Origin of the sequence: Gluconobacter sp. Gdi (assembly GCF_014132155.1) — a bacterium.
Classification (GTDB): domain Bacteria; phylum Pseudomonadota; class Alphaproteobacteria; order Acetobacterales; family Acetobacteraceae; genus Gluconobacter.
In genome coordinates this window covers 1-835 of record NZ_BLJQ01000052.1, presented here as the reverse complement: position 1 = coordinate 835, position 835 = coordinate 1, and the positions used below count along the sequence as shown (strand labels likewise).

At 54.4% G+C, this 835-nt stretch carries 1 protein-coding gene; it reads right to left on the bottom strand.

Annotation, left to right across the window (positions count from 1 at the left end; all coding sequences use genetic code 11):
• Nucleotides 1-53 precede the first annotated feature (53 nt).
• Nucleotides 54-770, bottom strand: coding sequence for an IS6 family transposase (locus JN414_RS16405; protein ID WP_202208876.1), 717 nt, complete (start codon nt 768-770; stop codon nt 54-56).
• Nucleotides 771-835: the final 65 nt, after the last annotated feature.

The following is an 835-nucleotide window of genomic DNA, read 5'->3' as shown; positions in this document are numbered from 1 at the left end:
GGCACTGTTGCAAAGTCGGGCAAGATTTGAAGCGGGCCTGATTTTCGGGGTTTTTAGTAAGTGTAGACCCCGAACTGCCTTTCGATTAGGCGCACTTCTCCCATGATGCCTTTCTGGAACTGGAAGAGCTGAGCCTGCCCTTTTTTCAAGGCGCGCATGACCTCGAAACCCTTGATTGTCGCGTAAGCGGTTTTCAGCGTTTTGAAACCACGCACTGGCCTGATCAACTGCTTGAGCTTGCCGTGATCGGCCTCGATCACGTTGTTCAGGTATTTCACCTGACGATGCTGCATTGTGCCTGGCAGCTTACCGTCCTTTTTTAGCTCTTTGATCGCGATACCATAGGCCGGGGCCTTGTCCGTGTTGATCGTCTCTGGTTTTTCCCAGTCCTTCAGTCCGCTCACTGCCTTGCCCAGGAAACGTTTGGCAGCCTTGGCGTTCCTGGTCGGTGACAGATAGAAATCAATCGTATCGCCCTCCTTATCGACCGCCCGATAGAGATACGTCCATTTCCCTTTGACCTTGATGTAGGTCTCATCAACCCGCCAACTGCGGGAAAAGCCCGGGCGTTTCCAATACCAGCGTAGGCGTTTTTCCATCTCGGGCGCGTAGCGCTGAACCCAGCGGTAAATCGTGGAGTGATCAACGCTCACGCCACGCTCAGCAAGCATGGTTTCCAGGTCCCGGTAGCTGATCCCGTAGCGGCAATACCAACGCACCGCCCACAGGATCACCTCACCCCGGAAATGTCGTCCCTTGAAATCGCTCATCCGCAGTGCCCCACACCAAAACTGAAAGCGGTTTCAAACAGGGGCACCAACTTTGCAACAGAGCC